A 16,572-nucleotide genomic window follows, 5' to 3' on the forward strand; every position below is an offset into this window, starting at 1 on the left:
CCGATAAACGCACAACGTCCCTCTAGCGGGGACGTTGTCATTTCCGGAGATGGATAGGTGAGCGCGGGGAGTGGGGTCAGTCCGTTCCTTCCATGGCCTGGAGCTGCTGATTGACCCAGGTGGTGGCGGCCAGATAGAGGTGGCTTACCTTCTCTTCATTGAGCCCCAGGCGGGCTGTGCTGGCGGCGATCCGCTGCCAGTTGGCCTTCTCGTACTCTTCACAGAAGGCGAGATAGAACCCCAGATTGCCCTTGCGCTCCAGCAGGGCGGCGCGGATCTCGGCGGTCAGGGGTATGGTGCCGAGCAGCTGATCCAGCGGTTGCCCCATCAGCACGTCCAGCAGGGAGAAGAGTCCGGTGATGAAGGCTTGCTGCGCCTGCTGGGTGGGGGCATGGGTCTGTGCCAGCAGCTCGCAGAAGCGGGCCCGGATGAGGGACATCTGGTAGAGCTCGGCACTCTTGTCGTGACCGGCGCTGGTAGCGGCGATCAGGGCCACGAAGCGCTTGAGCTGGGCGTGCCCCAAGGAGCTGGCGGCCTGGCGAAACGAGGCGATGGGCTGGGGAAAGCGCTTGAGGTGGTTGACGTAGCGCAGCAGTTTGAGGGAGAGGGAGAGATCCTGGTTGAGCAGCTGCTCTATCTTGTCCAGATCCGGCTCGGCCTGATTGACCACCTTCAGCAGTTGCATCACCACCAGCTGGGTCGGGGGCATGGTGGTTTGCTGCACCATCTGGGGCCGGCTGAAGAAGAAGCCCTGGAACAGCGACACTCCCAGCGCCTTCATCCGTTCAAACTCGTCCTTGTCCTCCACCTTTTCGGCGAGGTAGGTGAGCGGCAGGTGGTTATGGGTCCGCATGAACCGCTCGATGCTGGCGAGCGGTGTGGCCCGCAGATCGAACTTGATGATGTGGATGTAGGGCAGGAACCTGTCCCAGGCCGGGACCAGGGTGAAATCATCCAGCGCCAGCCGATAGCCCAGCCCGTGGAGCTGGATCACCTTGTCCAGCAGGGCATCGTCGGGCTCGGCATCTTCCAGTATCTCGATCACCACCTTGTCCTGGGGCAGGCACTCGGCCAGGCCGTCCAGCAGCAGGGAGTGAGGAAAGTTGATGAAGCAGGGGTGGCCGCCAAGCAGCTGATCGATGTTCTGTTGCAGGAATTGCTCCGTCACCAGTCGGGAGGTGGCCAGCTGGGCGGAGATGGGGGGAAACACATTATCCAGGCTGTCGCGAAACAGCAGCTCATAGGCATGGGTCTTCAATTCCCGATCCAGGATGGGCTGCCTTGCTACATAGGAATACATGCATTTCTCCAGCATGGGTGAAGGCTTGATTCTATGGTGAAGCGGATCACTATGCCAGTGCCGACCGGGTCGAAAGGGTCAGCAACTGGCATAGTGTTGCCAGGGGGGGCGGGATCAGAAGAGGTAGTTGAGCTGCAGACCGGCCAGCCAGGCATCTCCTTCCGAGGTGCCCTGGAAGGTGGAGGTGGTTTGTGCCATCCCGGGTTTGAGCTGCATGGTTTCGCTCACCCCGACTTTCTTGCCGTCGATCAGGGTCAGCCCCAGATCCAGCGACAGGTTGCTGTCTATCTGGTAACCCACCCCGGCGCTGTACCACACCCGATCCGAGTCCGGGATGGAGATGGTGCGGCGATCGGCGGGAACCGGGCTGCGATCGTAGGCCAGGCCGGAGCGCAGCTGCCACTTAGGAGCCAGCTGATAGGTCAGGCCGAGGGCGTAGCGCCAGCTGTCTTCCCAGTGCTCGTCCTTGATGTGCATGGTGCCATGGTGATCGAGCTCGGACTCGAGCTGGACGAACTTGCTCCAGTTGGTCCAGTTGATGCTTGAATGGATCGCCAGGGTCGGGGTCAGCTGATGGAACAGGGCCAGCTCCGCGGTGGCGGGCAGGGGCAGATCCAGGCTGCCGGTGTCGGTGAAGGTGCGGCCCAGCAGATCGGTGCCGACGGCATCCCCGGAGAGGGTCAGGTTGACATCATGGCGATAGGAGAGGCCGAGGCGGGTGGCAGGGGACAGCTCCAGCAGGGTGCCGAGATGCCAGCCAAGGGCCCAGCCATTCCCCTTGAGGTGCTTGGCAATCTTGTTGTTGGAGGGGAAGGTGCCGCCCACTTCCCCTTCGCCCTGAATGGCGGAGAGGCCGGCGCCGACCGACCAGTACTGGTTGATACGGTAGGCCAGGGAGGCGCCGAGATCCACCGTCTTGATGTCGGAGACGTTGCCGAAGTGACCGGCGTTGTAGTTGTCCGGCATCTGGACGCCGAGGCCATAGTAGGAGGTCGCCGCCAGCCCCAGCCACCATTGATCATTCAGGGGCAGGATGAGATAGGCGTTGGGCACCCAGGCACCGTCCGCGATGTCGTTGGCGCTCGCATCCAGGGTCACCGGGCCCTGGGTGGTGGGGACCCGGGTCACCCCCTCGATGTTGACGTCAGGCTGGATATGGATGACGCCGCCGGAGAAGGCGGTGCGCTCGAAACGGGTCATGGCGGCCGCATTGCGGGCGAGCACGCTGGCGTTGTCGGCGATGGCGGCCTCCCCGGCGAAGGCACGGCCCATGCCGGTGGCCGATTGTTCCGCCAGCTGGAAACCGGCCGCCAGGACCTGGCCAGGCAGCAAGATCAGGGCGATGAGGGAGGGCTTGATGGTCGACTGCATTGCTTTCCTCAGGATGAACACAGGGGTTCATTCTGTGATTCGGTTGAGGCAGGATTTTATATGGTATGACCAGTAAGGCAACGGGGGGCGGGGCCGAAAGGCGGGCAAAGCAAATGCTGGAGCGGTTACTTATAACAGCTTGATAAAAAACAAAAAGAGTACAGGTGTTTGCTACAGCTGTGCGCCGAAATGGGAATGTCGCATAAAAAAAGAGCGCCCGGAGGCGCTCTGTTTGATCGCGATGAAATCAGAATTTCATGTTGAACTGGGCGGAAGCCAGGAAGGCGTTGCCGTGGGAGGTGCCCTTCCAGCGTACCGGATCGGTATGGCTGGTCAGACCTTCGTTCACGTCCACTTCCTTGCCGTCCAGGTAGGCCATGCCGAAATCGACGCTCATGTCCTGATCGATGTGGTAGGTGGCGCCGGCGCTGTACCAGACACGGTCGGAGTCAGGAATGCTCAGGCTGCGGTATTCCGGCTCGATCGGGCTGTTGTCGTAGGCGAAGCCGATGCGGGCTTCCCAGGACGGGTTGACGTACCAGGTGCCACCGATGGCGTAGCGGGCGGAATCCTTGAACTTCTCGTCTTTTTGCAGGCAGACTCCACCGGCACAGGCGTTGCTGGTGGCCTTGAGCTCCTGGAAGGCGCTCCAGTCGGTCCAGTTGACGGAGTAGTGCACCGCGAACTGCTGGTTCAGGCGGTGGTAACCGGCGAACTCGGCCTGGGCAGGCAGATCCAGCTTGAGGTTGCCATCGACGGTCTGGTAACCGGAGGTCAGCCCCTTGAAGTCGCCGTCAAAGCTCAGATCTACCTGGGAGCGGTAGGTCAGGGCCAGGCGGTTGCTGTCGTTGATCTCGTACAGGGCGCCGACGTTCCAGCCAAAGCCCCAGGTATCACCCTTGAGGTGGGCGATGGCGGTGTCGCTGTTGTGAACGATACCGGTTCTGGCGGTCAGGCCCGGAGCCAGGGCACCGGCATAGCGGTTCAGCTCGGCCTGGGCATAGACGGCATTGACACCGGCACCCACGCTGAAGTTGGAGTTGATGCGGTAGGCGATGTTGGGGTTGATGTTGAAGGTCAACAGCTCGGTATCACCGGCACCGGCACCGGCCGGGAAGGTCTTGGAGTACTCGGTGGAGAGACCGTAGTTGGAGAAAAGGCCAATCCCCCAGGCCCACTGATCGTTCAGGGGCTGGATGAAGTAGGTGGCCGGCACGAAGGCATCGGGGGCGATGTCGCTCTCGCTGGCCGATGCCAGCTTGGCCGGACCGGCATAGATGTCACCCGCGACATCCACGTCGGGCTTGATGTAGGTACCGGAAACAGACAATGCCATCTTGTCGAAGGTGGTCATGGCGGCCGGGTTGCGGGACAGCACGGACGCGTTGTCGGCGATGGCTGCTTCACCGGCATAGGCGCGGCCCAGACCGGAGGCCGAGTGTTCGTTCAGCTGGAACGCGGCGGCGAAGGTCTGAGTGCTGGCCAGGGTGACGGCCGCGGCGATCAGGCTTTTCTTGAAAAAGGCAGTTGTCATAGTGTTCTCTCTTTGTAAGCAGATTTTCTGTCGATATCAGGGCTCTTTGGCCGCTATAGACGACAAGATCTGTTGTTATGTCAGCTTCTTCCCATTCACTTCTGGCGTGATTCTATGGATCTGGTAGGAGGTAAGAAATCAGACCAGTGACAGCAGAATACATAAAAGTTTCCATTGTGTTAATCATTTGTTTTAACTTGCCGTTTAAATAGTCTGTTTTATCCATTATCGGATGAATAACATACAATGAGTTCCTTTTGAATCGTTCAAAAAAAATAGTAAAAATGTGACTTCAGGTGGGTATCAAGCGGGAAGTTGTCGGGATTCTGAGATGAACAGGCAGACAACAGACGGTGTCTGCCTGTGATATGGAGGGGACGGGGGCCCGGTCAGCCCCAGTCAAGATCTGTTAAATGGACCAGTGCAAACGGGACTCAAGCTGCTGGGCAACCGGGGCCAGTGACTCCTGCATGTCTCCAATCAACACCATGTTTGCCCCCTTGAGCGGGAGTATCTCCCCCTTGAGGGTACCGTCTGCAAAATCGGGCTGGATCCTGAGCGGCACATGCTTGGGCACCAGGAACAGGGTGACCGGTCCCATCTTGCCCTGGATCACCATGTGCAGGGCCGGCCCCTGGTAAAAGGCACAGTGATTGACATAGGTGATCTTCATGCCGGACATGTCCATCAGGGTGGCGCCATATTTCTCCATCTTGGCGTTGATGGTCTGCAGGCTCACCTTCTCATCCACCCCCTGGATGAAGGGCTCCTCCCCATAGACGTGGGCCATGGCCACCTGGGCCAGCGACAGCGGCTCCGATGCCGGTGGCCAGCTGATCCAGCGGGTACTCATGCCGAGCAGGAAGGCAACCGAGGCCGCCATGGCGAGGGGGCGCCAGCCTCTGCCTTTGGCCGGGGAGGGCAGTGGCACCACTTCGTCGTCCGCTTCCATCGCCTGGCGGAGCAGGATCCGCTCGGCGAGACCGGCGGGCACCTCGACCTCCATCGCCCGTTGCAGGCTGCGATCGAGCTGCTTCATCTCGTCCAGGTGCTTGCGATTGGCGGCAGACGCCTCTGCCGCGGCGAGGAAGGCAGGATCCCTGTCCGTGGGATGGGTGATGGCCCGGCGGCGAAATTCAAGCTCATCCATTGGTGTGACCTCTCTGTTGCTGCGCAGCCTCCATGGCCTCTTTGATCTGGTTGCGAGCCCGGAACAGCCGCGTCATGACGGTGTTCTTGTTCAGGCCGAGCTGGGCGGCGATCTCCTCGCCGCTGAACCCCCCCAGCACCTGCAGCAGCAGGGGCTCCTGATACTCGTCGGGCAGGCGGGCGATGTGGCGCCTAAGCCACTCGTGCTCCATCTCCTGTTCGCTGTGCAGCGCATCCTGATCGCTTTGGGGATGCTCGTCGAGATCGACGAGATCGAACTGCTTGCGCTCGAAGCGCCGGGCATTTTCCCGCCGCAATATGGTGATGAGCCAGGCCTTGGCGGCCTTGTCATCGACCAGGGAGTCGAGCGCCTTCCAGGCTCGCAGGAAGGTCTCCTGCACCAGATCCTCGGCGACTTGGGGATCCCGGCACAGCCAGTAGGCGTAGCGGTAGATGTCCCCGTGCAGGGCGTGCACCAGGGCCTCGTATTTCGTTTGTTTGTCTGCCATATCCCCATAGACCGGGGTGGCCGAGGGATCCTTTCCCGTTCCTGCCTTTTTTTTTCTAAAAAAACCTAACGTCATGAATGCGATTCCTTTTTCATGAGTGGTTTGCCGCAGGCGTCAGGGACGTGCCCACGCCAGTTTTCTGAGGACATAGGCTATCGCAAAAGTCTCCCTGGCGCACAGCGCCCGGGCCAGCCCCTGCCAGTCGACCCCCTGGCTTGCAGCACCAGGGGCGGCGAAACAGGCCCTGTCCAGATCATCGAGTCGCGGGCCCATGGCGGGATCGCCATGCCAAGGCAGGCTGGCCAGGTGCTGGCAAGGCTGCCCCCGGCGCAGCGCTGCCCAGGCCAGCAAGGCCCCTCTGGCCAAGTCAGGCTCCCGGGTCGCCAGGGCCCGTTGCAGCCGATAGAAGGCGAGCCAGCGCGGCCCGCCTTGGCACAGGGCGCGCAGCAGCAGCGCCCACAGCACCCAGAGGAGGCTCTCTGTGCCGGGCGCCCTGGCGGGATCGGAGGGGGCGGCGTCGCCCTCGATGTGCAGGGTCTGCGCCGGCAGGCGGGCCTGCTCGATGCGCCCGGTCCGGGTGTTGAACCAGGAGAGGGTCACGGCGGGCAGGGTATAGCTGCCTGGGGCTTGTGCGGTCAGGGCCTGGCGCCACTGGCGTTCGAAGCGCAGCGCCCCCTTGGCCACGAAACGCTCCTGCTGCTGCTCGCCGTCCGGTTTCATCGAAAGACCCTGTGGCAATGCCGGGGCCGGGAGCTGTGGCAGGCGGTTGCCATCTCCTCCCTCCATCACCAGGGTGAGGGTGCGGATCACCGGCTCCCCGACGCTGGCTCCCCTGGCCGGACTGAACTGCTGGCGCAGGCTCAGGCTGCTCGCCACCGGCTCCAGGGGCGCCTTGTCCACCTTGACGAAGAGGGTGGCCGCCCTGGCGGAGAGCAGATCCCCTGCGTCGTTTTGCGCGGCGGTGTCCGGGTCCTGGGGCAATCGCCCCTGGAAACGGGGGGACTCCAGGGGATGCAGCCCGGGCTCCCTGGCCTGGAGCAGCCACTTGCGGATCAGGCGCCCCGGCATGCCGGGGCTGGCGGGGGACTCCCAGCGATCGTCGCCGAGGCGGCGTATGGTGAAGCCTTGACCGAGGGGCTCGCCGAGGTTGGGGGCCTCCATGTTGGCGGGCAGCCAGAGGCTCAGCTCATAGATGAAGGGTTGCCCCGGGTAGAGGGGGCCCTGATGCAGCACCCTGGCCTGCAGCTCCACGGGGGAGACTCGCGCCTCGGGCTGCGACATCAGGGTGCCCGTCCGGGGGCGCGCCGGAATGGGCAGCGCGGGCGTCTGCTCGGCGCCGAGGGACAGGGGCGGCACCTGGCGGGGGCTGGTCTCCAGCAGGTGAAGCGGGATCTGCCAGCGGATCAGGCTGCTCACCTCGGTGTTGACGCGACTGATGCTGACCCGGCCTACCGCAAACTGACGCAGCAGGGGGAGCAGGCTGAGCTCGTCGCCCTTGAGCTCCCCGTCGGCTTCGATGACGAGCAGCCAGTCGCGCTCGCTCTCCCCCGCCAGCAGCTCGGCGCGAGGGGGGGCCGCCTGCACTGGAGCGATCTGTACCTGGGCGGCCAGCAGCATGGCGAGCAGCCAGCCGCCGCTTGGCACCCGAATCAACCGGATGAGTGCACGCAGCCAGGGGATCACCAGGGCTCCTCCACCTTGATAAGGGGACGGCGCTCGGCCTCCTTGCGCAGCCGCGGCTCCAGCAAGAGCACCGGGGGCGCCGGGGGGCGGGGGTTGTCCGGGGTGGCAGAGGACTCGGGTGGCTCGCCGCTCTCGGGGGCCTGGGCAGAAGGGGCCGCCTGTGGCGGGTTAGCTCGCAGCAGCGCCAGGTTATGGAGGGCATCCTGGTGCCCGGGCTCCCGCTTGAGGGCGGCCAGGTAGGCCTGCTCGGCCCCCATGAGATCCCCGAGCCACACCAGCGCATTGCCCCTGTTGTAGTGGGCGGTGGCCGTGTCGGCGCGGCCATAGGCGGCGACGGCCCTGGCATAGTCACCGGCCCTGTACCAGGCATTGCCCTGCCAGACGGGGTCCTGGAAGGCGCGGGCCGCCTGCCCCTGGGAGAAGGCTTGCAGCGGCGCCTCCTGACGGGCCACCCCGGGGGGCGAGCCGCCTGCGGGGAGCAGGGGGAAGATCACCACCATGAGCAGCAGCAACCAGTGCGCTCCGGGGAAGAGGCGGGCCAGCAGCGCCAGGGGCAGCAGAGGGAGCAGCAACCAGGGGCCGAGATCGAGGGACTGGGCCCCGGTCTGGGTCTGGCTCATGGGCAGGGGGGCAAAGGAGGGGAGCCCGGCCTGCAACCATTGCAACCTTCCCCCTGTGCTGGCCGCGAGATCCGCCATGGCGGCGCCGTCCGGTGCCGGCAGAGTCTGCCCCAGGGCGCTGCCGAGTCGCCACCCCTCGGCGGGGGGCGGGGGCAGCGCAGCGCTCTCGCCGGCATTGGCCAGCAGGATGTCGAGTCGGGGGGACGGTGACTGTGGGCAGAAGAGGCTATCCAGACAGGGCCAGAGAGCGGCGATGCGCGTCATCTGGCTCTGTGATAGGCCGTCGGTGATGAGCAGCAGGCGCGCCTGCTGGCCCGGGGGGATCTGCGCCAGGGCCAGTGCCACGGCCCGCTCCGGTGCGCTGCCCTGAAGCGGCATGATGGCCGGGCGCAAGTCCGGCAGCAGCAGCGAGATGGCCTGATGATCCCGGGTAGGGGGCATGGCGAGGTAGGCATCCCCGGCAAACAGGATGAGTCCGAGGGGATGGGGCGCCTGCCGGGCCGCCGCCTCGGCCAGCATGTCCTGAAGCAGCAGCCGCACCCGGGTCGCCCGATCCGGGGGCAGATCCTTGGCCTGCATGGAGCTTGAGAGATCCAGCAACCAGAGATCCAGGGCCGGGCTGCTGACGGTCTGGCTCTGCTGGCGCAGGGCGGGGCCCGCGAGCGCCAGGATCACCGGCAGGGTGGCCAGCCAGAGCCAGGGGATGGCCCGGCCCCGGGCCGGTAACAGATAGGCCTGCATGGCGGGGGCCAGCAGGGGGCGCTGCCGACGACGGCGCCACCCCTGCCACAGCCAGGGCAGCAGGGCCAGCAGCCAGAGCGGGCGCAGCAGCATCAGCTCCATATTGACGCTCCTTCAAGCCACTTATGCATGGGGCGGCTCCGGCGCGTCTCTGTCCGTTCTCCGCCCCGGCCAGCGCAGTCGGGCCGGCCACACCAGCAGCAGCCAGGCCAGCGCCAGGGGCCAGGGGTAGAGCTCATGGTGGGGACGATAGAGGGTCTGCGGGCGGGCGGCTGGCTCCAGGGTGTCTATGGCCTGATTGATGGCCGAGAGATCGGCCTGGCTGCGGGCGCGAAAATAGCGGCCATGGCCAAGCTCGGCCAGTTGCCGCAACAAGGGTTCATCCAGCTCGGCGCTGGGATCTGCCCCTCCCAGGGGGGAGGCGAAGGTGTCGGGATCGGCCCCCACCCCCAGGGTATAGAGGCGGATGCCTGCGGCGGCGGCCCGCCTGGCCTCGGTCAGGGGCTCTGCGTTGCCCGCGGTATTGCGCCCGTCCGTCACCAGCAGCAGGGCGGTGGGGCGGTCGGGGTCGGCGTGCTGGCGGGCCAGCAGTATGGCCTCGCCGAGCGCCGTGGTGCGCCCCACCAGATCGAAATCGAGCTCGCGGGTCAGTGCCAGCAAGGCCCGGGTCTCCTGGGTCAGGGGGGAGAGCAGGTAGGCGTGATCCGCAAAGACGATGAGGGCGATGCGATCGCCGGGGCGCTCGCCGATGAGCTGCGATATCTGCTGGCGCACCGCAGAGAGGCGATCGCGCTGCTCCCCCTCATCCAGCATGTCCTGGGTGCGCATGCTGTCGGAGAGATCCACCGCCAGGATGAGATCCCGGCTGGCCTGGTAGTGAATGAGGGGGGGCTCCTGCCACTGGGGTCGGCACAGGGCCAGCACCAGGACACACCAGCACAGGGCCATGCGCCACAGGGGTTGCCCGGCCTGGGGCAGCAGCAGAGGGAAGCCTGCATGGGCCAGCCTGGCGCGGCCGGTGCGGGAGAGCGGGGGCAGGCCGAAGCGCACCAGCAGCGGCAGCGCCAGGGCGAGGGCAAACCAGGGCCAGGCGAGGATCATCTGGCCCCTCCGTTGCGTGTGCGGCGCCACAGCACAGGGCGCGCCATCCAGCGCGGAGCGCTGACGCAGCGGCGCCCCCAGCTGAGGTAGGCAAGGCGCAGCCGTGCCCGCTGCCCCCCATCCGGCACGTCCGAGCCATAGAGCCAGCCCGGCCACTGGCGGGCGAACTCGCAAAAATGGCAGCCCCCCTGGCGGTCGAGCCAGGCGAGCCACTCCTCCCCTTGCAGGGAACGCGCCTCTGGCCAGCGGGCGATGGCCGCCTCTCTCAGCGCGGCGTGCAGATCGGGCACCAGATCGGCGGCCTGCCAGTCTATCTGGCGTGCCCAGCGGCGCTGACGCCACAGGGTGTTTATGGTGGCCCCGATGAACAAGGCGGCGAGCACGGCGATCAGCAGCCAGCCCCAGGCCAGCAGACGGGGATCGCTTGCGCTCTCCAGGGGGGGGCCCGGATGGATGTCGCGAAGCTGTCCCTGGATCTCCTGAAGCCGCGTCAGCGAGGCGATCTCCCCAGGCGGGTGCTGGAGGGGGGCAGTTTGAGGGGCGCTCAGAACAGACGGCATCCAGCCTCCTGCCACTGGCGTTGCAGCGGCAAGCCGTTGTCGAGGCGGTAGAGGCGCTGCACCAGGGGCAACAGCTGCTGCTGGCAGGCGTCGGCCTGTTGCCTCGCCGCGGCCTGGTAGCGCCGGCGAAAGAGGGGCTGTCCGGCGTCGAGCCAGCCGCTGCGCTTGCCCGATTGCACCGCCAGTTGCCCCTGCTCGGGCAGGGCCGCCTCCAGGGGATCCCGGATCTGCCAATAGTGGATGTCGTGGCGCTGGCTGAGGCGTTGCAACTGCTGGCTGAGCCCCTGATCCAGGGGCTGATGGTGGCTGATCACTGTCAGTCTGGCGCCATGGGGCAGGCTGAGGCGCGCCAGGGTCTGGGCCAGGGAGCTGGCCAGGGGGGCGCGATCCAGCCCCGCCTCATAGTGGTGACAGAGCGCCTCCAGCAGGGGGATCAGGGAGTCACGCTGAGACTCGCTGCGGGTCTCCACCCCGTGGCAGACCAGGGTGTTTGCCTGCTTCTCCCCCTGCCACAGCAAGGCGGCGGCAAGCTCGCAGCCGAGGCGGGCCTTGAGCTGGGGGCCAGAGCCGAAATACATGGCGGGGGAGAGGTCCAGCAGCAGCCAGTGGGCCTGATCCTGCTCCTCGGCATACAGCCGGGTGTGAGGGCGGCCGAGGCGGGCGGTGACCCGCCAGTCGATGTGACGCACCTCGTCCCCGGCCTGATAGAGGCGCAGCTCACGAAAATTCAGGCCCGGCTGGCGCCCGATCCGCCCTTGACGGGCCTGGTGAATGCGCGCCCGCTGACCCTGTCTCGCCCAGAGCCGGATGGCCAGCAACCGGGCCAGGGGAAGGGCGATGTCGGGATGGGCGCGGGGATCAGCGGATCTGGTCATGGGGGCAGATCATCAGGGGCATGGCACAGGTCTGGCGCACTGTCAGTGACATGGAATGGCATCCAGCAGACGGGCGATCAGGGTGTCGTTGTCGAGATTGTCCGCCAGGGCCTGATGGCTCGGGATGAAGCGGTGGCGCTGGACGGCGGGCTGTCAGGGGCATGGGATGGCATCCAGCAGACGGGCGATCAGGGTGTCGTTGTCGAGGTTGTCCGCCAGGGCCTGATGGCTCGGGATGAATCGGTGGCGCTGGACGGCGGGCTGTCAGGGACATGGGATGGCATCCAGCAGACGGGCGAGCAGGGTGTCGTTGTCGAGGTTGTCCGCCAGGGCCTGATAACTGGGAATGAGGCGGTGACGCAAGATGGCTGGCGCCAGTTGCTGGATGTCTTCCGGCAGCACGAAGTCGCGCCCTGCAAGCCAGGCGCGGGCGCGGGCGGCGCGGGCCAGGCCTATGCTGGCCCTGGGGCTGGCGCCTACCGCAATGAGGGGTTCGAGCTCGGGGCAGAGGCCGCTGCCGGGGCGGGTGGCACAGATCAGCTGCACCAGATAGTGCTCGAGCCGGGTCTGCATCTGCACGGCCTGCACCGCGCTGCGGGCCGAGAGCAAGGCGGCCTGGCTCAGGGTCACGGGGGGCGGCGGCAGGGCGTCGCCCCCGGCGTTGAGCTGCAAGATGGCGAGCTCCATGGCGGGGCTGGGGTAATCCACCATGAGTTTGAGCAGGAAGCGGTCGAGCTGGGCTTCCGGCAGGGGATAGGTGCCCTCCTGCTCTATGGGGTTCTGGGTCGCGGCCACCATAAAGAGCGGCGGCAGGCGCCAGCTCTTCTTGCCCACCGTGATCTGATGCTCGGCCATGGCCTCCAGCAGGGCGGACTGCACCTTGGCCGGGGCCCGGTTGATCTCGTCCGCCAGCACCAGGTGGTTGAACAAGGGGCCGGGCTGGAACACGAAGCTGGCATCCTGGGGGTGAAACACCTCGCTGCCGGTGAGATCGGCGGGGAGCAGATCCGGGGTGAACTGGATGCGGGCGAAGCGCCCCTCGACGGCGCCGGCCAGCGCCTTGACCGCCCGGGTCTTGGCCAGCCCCGGCGCCCCCTCGATCAACACATGTCCTTCACATAGCAGGGCGATCAGCAGCCCCTCAATGAGGGAGCCCTGTCCCAGGATCTGACTGTCAAGATAGTCCCCAAGCGCTCTGAATTCGGCCGCTGCCATGTAATGAACCCGTTGTTTTCATAGAAGTTGATCTTTTTATACTCCAGTTGGCCCCCAAGGGCGAGGGAGGGTGGCAAGATGGTGGCAATTTAGTTTCAATCAGCCGTATGAAAGTTGTGAGTGGATTGTTAAGATGTGGCGCAATGAGGTCAGACCTCTTCCTTTTAATCTTCTCGTTTAACCAAGGAGCCAGGATGAAACAGCCATTGAAACTGACGACTCGCCAGGGCGAACGGATTGCCGTCGTGGCGGGTCTGCGAACCCCCTTTGCCAAGCAGGCCACGGCCTTCCACGGCGTGCCCGCGGTGGATCTCGGCAAACTGGTGGTGAGCGAGATGCTCGCCCGCACCGATCTCGATCCCAAGCTCATCGACCAGCTGGTGTTCGGCCAGGTGGTCCAGATGCCGGAAGCCCCGAACATAGCCCGGGAGATAGTGCTCGGCACCGGCATGAGCGTCAGCACCGATGCCTATAGCGTGTCGCGCGCCTGCGCCACCAGTTTCCAGGCGGTGGCCAACGTCACCGAATCCATCATGGCCGGCACGGTGGACATCGCCATCGCCGGCGGGGCCGACTCCTCCTCCGTGCTCCCCATCGGGGTGAGCAAAACCCTGGCCCGGGCCCTGGTGGATCTCAACAAGGCGCGCAACCTGCAGCAGCGTTTCAATATTCTGCGTCGTCTGCGCATCAAGGATCTGATGCCGGTGCCGCCCGCGGTGGCCGAATACTCCACCGGCCTCTCCATGGGACAGACCGCCGAGCAGATGGCCAAGAGCCACCAGATCAGCCGCGAGGCGCAAGATGCCCTGGCGCACCGCTCCCATACGCTGGCGGCGCAAGCCTGGGCAGAGGGCAAGCTCAGTGGCGAGGTGTTCACCGCCCACGTGCCCCCCTACAAGTCGCCGCTGGAGCGGGACAACAACATCCGCGAAAGCTCGGATCTGGCGAGCTACGCCAAGCTCAAACCGGTGTTTGACCGGCTGCATGGCTCGGTCACCGCCGCCAACGCCACCCCGCTCACCGACGGCGCCGCTGCCGTGCTGCTGATGCGCGAGGGGCGGGCGAAGGAGTTGGGGCTGGAGCCGCTTGGCTATATCCGCAGCTTCGCGTTCTCCGCCATCGACGTCTGGCAGGACATGCTGATGGGCCCCTCCTATGCCACGCCGCTGGCGCTGGACAGGGCCGGTATTACGCTGGCCGATCTGACCCTCATCGACATGCACGAAGCCTTTGCCGCCCAGACCCTGGCCAACCTCAAGATGTTTGCCAGTGCCGAATTTGCCCGCGACAAATTGGGCCGGGATCAGGCCATCGGCGAGGTGGACATGGACAAATTCAACGTCCTCGGCGGCTCGCTGGCCTATGGCCACCCCTTTGCCGCCACAGGTGCGCGCATGATCACCCAGACCCTGCACGAGCTGCGGCGTCGGGGTGGGGGACTGGGGCTCAACACCGCCTGTGCGGCGGGTGGGCTGGGTGTGGCCATGGTGCTGGAGGTTGAATGATGAGCGCTAAGACTTTTTCACTGGATATTCGCAAAGACGGCATCGGCATCCTGTGCATGGATGTGCCCGGTGAGAGCATGAACACCCTGAAGGCCGCCTTCGCAGACGAGATCCGCACCGTGCTGGCCGAGATAAAGGGGAACCGCGATCTGATCGGCCTGGTGATCGTCTCCGGCAAGAAGGACTCCTTCATCGCCGGGGCCGACATCGGCATGCTGGCCGCCTGCACCAGTGCCCGAGACGCCGAGACGCTGTCGCGGGAGGGTCAGGTGGTCTTCGCCGAGATCGAGGCGCTGACCATACCGGTGATCGCCGCCATTCACGGCCCCTGCCTCGGCGGTGGGCTGGAGCTGGCGCTCGCCTGCCATGGCCGGGTGGTGACAGATCACGCTAAAACCGTGCTGGGCCTGCCGGAAGTACAGCTCGGTCTGCTGCCGGGCTCCGGCGGTACCCAGCGTCTGCCGCGCCTCATCGGGGTGGCCAAGGCGCTGGATCTGATGCTGACCGGCAAGCAGGTGCGGGCCAAGCAGGCCAAGAAACTGGGGCTGGTGGACGATGTGGTGCCGCCTTCCATCCTGCTGGAGGCCGCCATCAAGCTTGCCAAGAAGGGCAAGCCCCGCCATCAGCTGAAGCGGGATCTGCAGGGCAAGGTGCTGGAGACCAACGCCCTGGGTCGCAAGGTGCTGTTCGATCAGGCCCGCAAGGGAGTCAAAGCCAAGACCCGTGGCAACTACCCGGCCCCTGAGCGGATCCTCGAGGTGGTGCGCATCGGCGTGGAGGAGGGGATGCAGGCCGGCCTCGCCGCCGAGTCCCGCCACTTTGGCGAACTGGTGATGACGGCGGAATCCGCCGCCCTGCGCTCGATTTTCTTCGCCACCACAGAGATGAAGAAAGAGGTTACCTATCAAGGAGCCGAGCCGCGCAAGGTGGCCCATGCCGCCGTGCTGGGCGGGGGCCTGATGGGGGGCGGCATCGCCTTCGTCACCGCCACCAAGGCCGGGGTGCCGGTGCGGATCAAGGACGTAGGGAGCGCCGGCATCGGCAACGCCATGCGCTACAGCTATGACCTGCTGGCCAGGAAGCTCAAGCGCCGCCAACTGCTGCGCAGCGAGCTGGAGAAGCAGATGAGCCTGCTCACCGGCACCCTGGACTATTCCGGTTTCCACCGGGTGGACATGGTGGTGGAGGCGGTGTTTGAAGATCTCGCCCTCAAGCACCAGATGGTGGCGGACGTGGAGCGCGAGTGCGGTGAACACACCGTCTTTGCCTCCAACACCTCCTCCCTGCCCATCCACCAGATAGCGGCCAATGCCGCCCATCCGGAGCGGGTGGTGGGGCTGCACTACTTCAGCCCGGTGGACAAGATGCCGCTCGCGGAAGTCATCCCCCACGCGGGCACCAGCCCCGAGACGGTGGCCACCACCCTGGCCTTCGCCCGGGCCCAGGGCAAGACGCCTATCGTGGTGAAAGACGAGGCGGGCTTCTACGTCAATCGCATCCTGGCCCCCTACATGAACGAGGCGGCGCGCCTGGTGCTGGAAGGGGAGCCGGTGGAGGTGCTGGACGGCGCCCTGCTGGACTTCGGTTTCCCGGTCGGCCCCATCACCTTGCTCGATGAGGTCGGTATCGACGTAGGGGCCAAGATCTCCCCCATCCTCGAGAAAGAGCTCGGCGGCGAGCAGTTCCAGGCCCCCAAGGCCTTTGACAAGCTGCTGCAAGACGATCGCAAGGGGCGCAAGAACGGCAAGGGCTTCTACCTCTACGGCAAGGCGGCGCCGCGCAACAAGCTCACCGGCAAGGAGGGCAAGAAGACGGTGGACGAGAGCGTCTACGCCGTGCTCGGGGTCAAGGTATCGCCCAAGCTGGCCCGCCAGGAGATCGCCGAGCGCTGCGTGCTGCTGATGCTCAACGAAGCGGCCATGGCGCTCGACAGCGGCGTGGTGGCCTCGGCCCGTGACGGCGACATAGGTGCCATCTTCGGCATCGGCTTCCCGCCTTTCCTGGGCGGTCCCTTCCGCTACATGGACAGCCTCGGCATCGATCACCTGGTGGGGCGCCTCGAGTTCTACCAGAAGCGCCACGGCGATCGTTTCGCCCCCTGCGCGCGCCTCAAGGCGATGGCGGCGGAGCAGCAGCGCTTCTACTGATCCCAGGCGATCTGCAAAGGATGTACGCGAGGCGACCCCGGGGTCGCCTCGCTTTTTTGTCTGACCGTGAGCAGGGAAGGGGGGAGCGCTTGCCCCATGGGCAAAAAAGCGGCACATCAGGGGCCAAATCATTGATCTGGCGCAAACTGGTGCCCCATTTATTACTTTGGTGGCATAGGACTCAGGCGCCGGTTGAGGTCAAATAGCCTTATCAGGAACGGGGACTACTCCGTCACGAAAGGGACACCCATTTCACTGGATG

Annotated in this window: 13 protein-coding genes; 2 read left to right on the top strand and 11 right to left on the bottom strand. The window is 65.4% G+C overall.

From position 1 onward, the window contains the following. Nucleotides 1-76: 76 nt before the first annotated feature. The 11 genes from ACWPWQ_RS06140 to ACWPWQ_RS06190 all read right to left on the bottom strand — a co-directional run bounded on the left by ACWPWQ_RS06140 (nt 77) and on the right by ACWPWQ_RS06190 (nt 12,658). Entirely contained in the window at nt 77-1,300 is a 1,224-nt protein-coding gene (locus ACWPWQ_RS06140) for an EAL and HDOD domain-containing protein (RefSeq protein ID WP_139438338.1), read from the bottom strand. 114 nt (nt 1,301-1,414) lie between these two features. After that, nucleotides 1,415-2,671, bottom strand: coding sequence for an OmpP1/FadL family transporter (locus ACWPWQ_RS06145; protein WP_454009271.1), 1,257 nt, complete (start codon nt 2,669-2,671; stop codon nt 1,415-1,417). A gap of 247 nt (nt 2,672-2,918) precedes the next feature. Beyond that, nucleotides 2,919-4,205: an outer membrane protein transport protein gene (locus ACWPWQ_RS06150; RefSeq protein ID WP_202045534.1), complete on the bottom strand. Its 1,287-nt coding sequence runs from the start codon at nt 4,203-4,205 to the stop codon at nt 2,919-2,921. Nucleotides 4,206-4,614: 409 nt separating this feature from the next. After that, nucleotides 4,615-5,355, bottom strand: coding sequence for a DUF3379 domain-containing protein (locus ACWPWQ_RS06155; RefSeq protein WP_404838431.1), 741 nt, complete (start codon nt 5,353-5,355; stop codon nt 4,615-4,617). Further along, entirely contained in the window at nt 5,348-5,938 is a 591-nt protein-coding gene (locus ACWPWQ_RS06160) for a sigma-70 family RNA polymerase sigma factor (RefSeq protein WP_139438325.1), read from the bottom strand. Before ACWPWQ_RS06160 ends, ACWPWQ_RS06155 begins: the two co-directional genes overlap by 8 nt. 39 nt (nt 5,939-5,977) lie before the next feature. Then, nucleotides 5,978-7,480 carry a hypothetical protein gene (locus ACWPWQ_RS06165; protein ID WP_454009302.1) on the bottom strand — a complete coding sequence of 501 codons (1,503 nt, stop codon included), beginning with the start codon at nt 7,478-7,480 and terminating at the stop codon, nt 5,978-5,980. A 62-nt stretch (nt 7,481-7,542) separates the two neighbouring features. After that, the gene (locus tag ACWPWQ_RS06170; RefSeq protein ID WP_454009272.1) at nt 7,543-9,009 is read right to left on the bottom strand and encodes a VWA domain-containing protein; all 1,467 of its coding nucleotides are present in this window, start codon (nt 9,007-9,009) and stop codon (nt 7,543-7,545) included. Between the two features lie 21 nt (nt 9,010-9,030). After that, nucleotides 9,031-10,008: a VWA domain-containing protein gene (locus tag ACWPWQ_RS06175; protein WP_454009273.1), complete on the bottom strand. Its 978-nt coding sequence runs from the start codon at nt 10,006-10,008 to the stop codon at nt 9,031-9,033. Continuing rightward, nucleotides 10,005-10,568 carry a DUF4381 domain-containing protein gene (locus tag ACWPWQ_RS06180; protein ID WP_454009274.1) on the bottom strand — a complete coding sequence of 188 codons (564 nt, stop codon included), beginning with the start codon at nt 10,566-10,568 and terminating at the stop codon, nt 10,005-10,007. Before ACWPWQ_RS06180 ends, ACWPWQ_RS06175 begins: the two co-directional genes overlap by 4 nt. Next, the gene (locus tag ACWPWQ_RS06185; RefSeq protein ID WP_454009275.1) at nt 10,553-11,443 is read right to left on the bottom strand and encodes a DUF58 domain-containing protein; all 891 of its coding nucleotides are present in this window, start codon (nt 11,441-11,443) and stop codon (nt 10,553-10,555) included. The genes ACWPWQ_RS06180 and ACWPWQ_RS06185 overlap by 16 nt, the downstream gene beginning before the upstream one ends. Nucleotides 11,444-11,707: 264 nt before the next feature. Then, the gene (locus tag ACWPWQ_RS06190; RefSeq protein ID WP_454009276.1) at nt 11,708-12,658 is read right to left on the bottom strand and encodes an AAA family ATPase; all 951 of its coding nucleotides are present in this window, start codon (nt 12,656-12,658) and stop codon (nt 11,708-11,710) included. A 194-nt stretch (nt 12,659-12,852) separates the two neighbouring features. Between ACWPWQ_RS06190 and fadI the strand changes: the two genes are divergently transcribed. Both fadI and fadJ read left to right on the top strand, forming a co-directional pair. Next, entirely contained in the window at nt 12,853-14,163 is a 1,311-nt protein-coding gene (gene fadI / locus ACWPWQ_RS06195; protein WP_025326905.1) for an acetyl-CoA C-acyltransferase FadI, read from the top strand. After that, nucleotides 14,163-16,310, top strand: coding sequence for a fatty acid oxidation complex subunit alpha FadJ (gene fadJ / locus ACWPWQ_RS06200; protein WP_454009277.1), 2,148 nt, complete (start codon nt 14,163-14,165; stop codon nt 16,308-16,310). The genes fadI and fadJ overlap by 1 nt, the downstream gene beginning before the upstream one ends. The last annotated feature ends 262 nt before the right edge of the window (nt 16,311-16,572 follow it).

The sequence above is a fragment of the Aeromonas sp. Marseille-Q7275 genome, assembly GCF_965119515.1.